This window comes from Desulfobulbaceae bacterium (assembly GCA_013792005.1).
GTDB lineage: Bacteria > Desulfobacterota > Desulfobulbia > Desulfobulbales > VMSU01 > VMSU01.
Genome location: VMSU01000235.1, coordinates 1 through 6,026 on the forward strand (window position 1 = coordinate 1; position 6,026 = coordinate 6,026).

The 6,026-nt window shown below is 45.6% G+C and carries 3 protein-coding genes; all 3 read left to right on the forward strand.

Annotated elements, in window-relative coordinates; translation table 11 throughout:
* Window positions 1-2,070 (forward strand): HAMP domain-containing protein (locus FP815_15445; protein ID MBA3016326.1); only part of this gene is annotated, 2,070 nt, incomplete at its 5' end.
* Window positions 2,071-2,088: 18 nt separating this feature from the next.
* Entirely contained in the window at window positions 2,089-3,492 is a 1,404-nt protein-coding gene (locus FP815_15450) for a sigma-54-dependent Fis family transcriptional regulator (GenBank protein MBA3016327.1), read from the forward strand.
* A 683-nt stretch (window positions 3,493-4,175) separates the two neighbouring features.
* Complete coding sequence (locus FP815_15455) at window positions 4,176-5,933, forward strand: AAA family ATPase (protein MBA3016328.1); 1,758 nt, start codon at window positions 4,176-4,178, stop codon at window positions 5,931-5,933.
* Window positions 5,934-6,026 lie beyond the last annotated feature (93 nt).

Here is a 6,026-nt window from a genome sequence, read left to right on the forward strand (position 1 = left end):
AGCGGTAATGTCTTGGTTTTTATCCTGATCAATCTCAACGTTATTCTTCTTCTACTCATGGTGTTTCTAACCATGAGGAACTTGGTGGAATTGGTTTTTGATCGCAGGCGACGGATTTTAGGCACTTCACTCAGGACCAAGCTGGTCATCTCCTTTGTTTCCCTTTCCCTTATTCCAACCACGCTGCTTTTCTTTGTATCTCTGCAATTTGTCTCTACCAGTATGGACTATTGGTTTAACAGCAACGTCGATCGATCACTTAATGTCTCACTGGAGTTGGCCCAGGAAGTGTATCAAGAGGTAAAAGATCAACTTAAGAAAGATGGTGTGCTTCTTGCCTCTGTCCTCACTCAAGAGACAGAGGGAAAAGATTTGAGAGATCAAATTTCTTATCTGAGGGCACAACTCAAGACCTTCATGCTGACAGGACTGACAATTTACAGTAGTGATCGGCAACGGGTGGTGGATTTGATGAATGATCAAAGTAGCGCTCCCTTACCGATACTCTCTGCAGAGCTGCTACGCCGTGGATTAAGTGGAGAGGTGGAACTTTCCGATTCGTTGGCCGTTCACAGTGGAGAAGTTGTTCGGACCTTGACCCAGTTTAGTCAAAACGAAGAGCACTACCTGCTCGTGACAAGCAGATTAATCCCGGCAGAACGGTTAGCCAAACTGAGTACTATTTCAAAAGGGATCCAAGGATATCGACAGCTTCTGCTGTTGAAGAACCCACTCAAGACCAGTATCCTGGTAGTGCTTCTTATCGTTACCTTACTTATAATTTTCAGCGCGATCTGGTTCGGTTTTTATGTGTCAAGCGGATTGACCCGACCAATGGCACAATTATCGGAAGGCTTGAAACGGGTTGCTGACGGTGAACTTGATTTTGTTCTGGAAAAAAGTTCCGCCGATGAAATGGGAATGCTCGTTGACTCGTTCAACCGTATGACTCGTGATTTATTATCCAGCACAAGGCAAGTTGCCGAAGCCCATCAAGCCTTGCGTCAAGTCAACGATGAAACTGAAAAGCGACGTCGATACACAGAAATTATTCTCCAGAATGTCACAGCCGGAGTGATATCGTTGGATGGTCAGGGCAGGGTGTTGACCATCAATAAATTCGCCGAAGAACTGTTACGGATTAAGGGCGAGGATATCATCAACAAGAATTATATATCAATCCTCCGTTTGAACCATCTCTCTATTCTGGAGCATTTTTTTGACGAATTGGCAGAGTCCGGCCGAAGCTCGATTCAACGTTCCATCAAGATTACGGTTAATAATGAAACGCTCTCGTTGCGAGTCAATTTTACTAAGTTAGAGGATGAAGAAAATAGGTCAATTGGCGTTGTCATAGTCTTTGATAATCTGACTGAGATTGAAAAGATACAACGAATGGCTGCGTGGCGGGAGGTAGCTCGACGAATTGCCCATGAGGTAAAAAATCCCCTGACCCCTATTCAGCTGTCTGCCCAAAGGTTGCGAAAACGCTACTTGGATAAACTGGCAGGAGAAGGGGAAGTCTTTGATCAATGTACTTCGACTATTATCAAACAGGTTGATGAGTTAAAACACCTGGTCAGCGAATTTTCCAGTTTTGCCCGGATGCCCGTTGTGAGAAAATCAATCAATCATCTCGGAGTGATAGTCTCTGAGGTCTTGATTCTTTTTCAAGAGGCGCATAAGGAGATTTCGTTCACTTTTGTTGATCAAGGAGTGCCAGCATTTTATTTCGACGCGGAGCAGTTGAAGCGGGTACTTGTCAATCTGCTCGATAATGCAGTAGCCGCTGTCCCGGTACCTGGGGGAGCTATTGATGTGGAGATCGCCGCTCATCGTGATGAACGACTGGCCATAATCGAAGTGAAGGATAACGGGCTTGGAATCAACGACCTCGACAAGAATAGGGTCTTTGAACCTTACTTTTCCACCAAAAAGACCGGCACTGGCCTGGGCCTTGCCATCGTCAATACAGTTATCGCTGACCATGGCGGATATATTAGAGTTAAAGACCATAAACCCCAGGGAGCGGTTTTCTTCATTGAACTTCCCCTTGTTACCGTTGCTTAGCTTTTATAAGGTTTTAAAATGAAAATACTCATCGTTGATGACGAAAAAAGTATCGTTGAGTCAATCAAAGGTATTATCCAGGATGAGGGGTATCAACCGCTCTGCGCTTACTCCGGGGAGACAGCACTGCAGATCATCGAGAAAGAGCAGGTTAGTTTGGTGCTGATGGACGTCTGGATGCCCGGAATTGATGGAATTGAAACTCTAAGGAGGATGAAGGAGCATAACCCTTACCTTCCGGTAATCATGATTTCAGGACATGGTACTATCGATACTGCAGTCCAAGCTACCAAGATGGGGGCCTATGATTTTATCGAGAAACCTCCAGGCTACGACAAGATTGTTCTTTCGATCAAAAACGCGCTTCACCTCTCCCAGGTAGAGAAAGAGAATGCTATTCTCAGGCAAAAGACCGAGGGCAAGCCGGAACTTACCGGTGCATCGTCATCAATTGTGACGGTTAAGGAGTTGATTGCCAGAGTTGCCCCCACCAACGCCTGGGTTCTGATTCTCGGAGAGCACGGGACAGGCAAAGAACTGGTGGCTCAAGCCATCCATCGGTACTCAGAACGTAGACACAAACCAATGATTGAGGTGAATTGCGCAGCCATCCCCGAAGAGTTGATCGAAAGCGAACTTTTTGGTCATGAGAAGGGCGCTTTCACCGGTGCTACCGCAAGTAAACGAGGGAAATTCGATCTTGCTGATGGCAGCACTTTGTTCCTGGACGAGATTGCCGATATGAGTCTGAAGACACAAGCGAAAATCTTGCGAATCCTCCAGGAACAAAAATTCGAGCGGGTTGGAGGTGGTCGGACTTTGTCTGTTGATGTTCGAGTTTTGGCTGCCACTAACAAAGACTTGGAGCAGGAGATTGCTGCAGGTCGTTTTCGTGTCGACCTCTATTGGCGCCTGCACGTTGTGCCAGTGACTATGCCTCCTTTACGGGAAAGGCTAGAGGATATCGGGGATCTGGTGGCTGATTTCAGTGCCGAATATGCAGGAAAGGGTCTGCTTGCCAAGAAGTTTACCACTTCGGCTATCAAGGCGATGACGAGACATCACTGGCCTGGTAATGTCAGAGAGTTGCGTAATGTTGTTGAAAGGGCATTGATCATGGCTCCCGATAGCGAGGTGTCTGAAGATTTCATCTGCCAGCTTCTTGGGTTGCCCTTCCCTAAACATGAGCAAACGTCAGATCATGAGGCCGACTTAGCAATAACAAACTCTCCCTCTGCCCTTGGTGAATGTCTGATCCCTAACTCAATTCTGGCAATGAATTTCAAAGACGCCAGACGCGAGTTTGAACGACAATTTCTTCAAGCCAAGATCGCGGAAAACGATGGCAATATTTCTAAAACAGCAGAACAGATTGGCGTAGAACGGAGTCATCTTCACCGTAAGATCCGTGGGGTAGAATAACTTTTGTGGCTCTTAACTATTTTCATCTTCATCCGAAGGTTTAGCTGAGAATAGTTAAGAGCCACGTTTCTTTTTAATAACATATGGTACTGTATTTTTTAATTATTCCTGATAAACGACAAATGTACGCCATGCCTTTCCCGTTGAAGTAGAAACGCAGAGTTCACGCTCACCCTGCAGTTTTTCAAGGTTTTCAACAGCGCTTTATGCTAAAATAAAAATAACTGCTCAGCTTCTCAACCGGGCTGCCGCCGGTGTTTATTATGAAAGATACAAATCGTCAGAAAATGTATTGATTTCATTTAGATATAGATATCGATAAATGATTTGTAACTTAGAAGGTTGTCGGTTTACGGTTGACAGTTGACGGTGATTGGGTCCTGCCAATGGCTGAGAACACACTGACATTGAGTGTCATGCGATGATTTATGACTAACCATGATTCTTTTAACCGTAAACCGATAACTGATTACCGTTAACCTGTGTAGTTACAAATAAAATGACCATAAGGTTGATGGTCTCACAAAAAGTCACGGGAGGGCTAAGCAAAAGTGCGCTGCAACGCAGTAGATCGGGCTTTTTGCGACGCCATCAAGGTTCAGTCATCAAAAGAACTCATCGGACACCATCTTAGAAACAGCTGTTTTTTGTCCCCAGTAATAGCGGTAAAGGCATGATTTTTCATGAATACTAAAGAAACAACACTCCCTGATCAAAAAGAACTGGAAAAAGAAATTGGTGACTATCTATCTCGTAAATACGGAGACCGGATTACCATAGTTTCCACTGGACTTCATCCTGCTGTCAAAGAGGATAAGGACGGTAAGGGAAAGTCCGAGTCGTCCCATAAAGAGCAACTCTACCGTTTTGACCTCAAACCCCAGGACCTAATCGCTTACCTCGACGAATATATCATCAAGCAAGACCGGGCAAAAGCGGTACTGGCGACCAAGATCTGCACTCACTTTAACCGTATCCGATACTCCAAGGACCATGGCCTGTCTGACAACAGCCTTGCTGGACGCATTAAGAACAATATCCTGCTCATTGGTCCTACCGGAGTCGGCAAGACATTTCTGATCAAATTGATTGCAGCACGTTTGGGGGTGCCCTTAATCAAAGGCGATGCCACAAAGTTCAGTGAGACCGGATATGTTGGTGGCGATGTTGAAGATCTGATTAGGGATCTGGTCAGGGAGGCTGATGGCGATATTGAACGCGCTCAATACGGCATCATCTATGTTGATGAAATTGACAAGATTGCCGGGTCGATCGGCAGGCAAGGACTCGATGTCTCTAGAGCGGGTGTTCAACGTGCTCTTTTAAAGCCTATGGAGGAGACAGAAGTCGATTTAAAGGTTTCTCATGACATGATTTCCCAGATAGAGGCTATGGAGCATTATCGGGCAACAGGGAAGCGTGAGAAGCGAATTGTAAATACCAAAAATATTCTGTTTATTATGAGTGGCGCCTTTGACGGTCTTGCCGAGATTGTTGGCAAACGGCTTCATCACCAGACGATTGGCTTTGAAGGTTCCATTCTCTCTCAGTCCAAAGTTGCAAGCCAACTTGATGCAGTTAAAGCCGAGGACTTGGTTCAGTTTGGTTTTGAACGCGAATTTATTGGTAGGCTTCCGGTATGCGCCGTTTTAGAAGAATTGACAGTGGCAGACTTACAGGAAATATTGTTAAACCCTAATTGCGCCCTGATCAACGCCAAAAAGCTCGATTTTCTGGTCTATGGCATACGGTTGAGCTTTAATCCTGATATCTTTGGGCAGGTAGCGGAAAAGGCTCTGTGCGAAAAGACTGGGGCGAGGGGACTGGTAGGGGTTGTGGAAAATCTTCTGCTTCCATTTGAAAGGACCCTCCCTTCAACCGATATCAAATATTTGGTGGTGGATGAGGCAATTCTGGTAGACCCTGAGGCGGAACTTCAATCATTGTTGAAAGATCCCAACTGCCGTCGACGCCATGAAGAAGGCTACGCCATACTTAAAGAGTCGGAAACTCAACGTCTTATCGCATTCCTTACAATAAAAAAATCCGTGAGCTTGGCACAGCGTGGTGTGGAGATGACTCCTGAGCGTTTAAAGCTGATGGCCGCCAAGATCGTTGATGAGCCATGTGATGCTGATATGGTTTGTGACCTGTTTGTTTCCCTCGTCGACCACATCAGAGGGTGGCAAAAGATTCTTGGTGACCGCTGCCAAGCCACCATCACCTTTGATGAAACCGCCATCGATTACATTTTGACTCGTTCTCCGCAAACTATGGAGAATATAGACGGGATGTGTCAACCGTTATTGCGTTTTCTCGAGTATGGACTGCGCCTGATCAGACAGAAGCAGTCGGCTGCGGAGTTGATTATTTCAGCAGCGGGTGTGGCAGATCCTGAAAAATTTATCAATGAACTTGTTGAAAAAACTTATCGAGTGTAATATTTCGTTTTTTCGTCATCGTAAATAGCGTCAGATCATGTCTGACAATCTCGCAAAAAAGTCCGGGGATGGCTAAGCAAAAGGTGCGATATA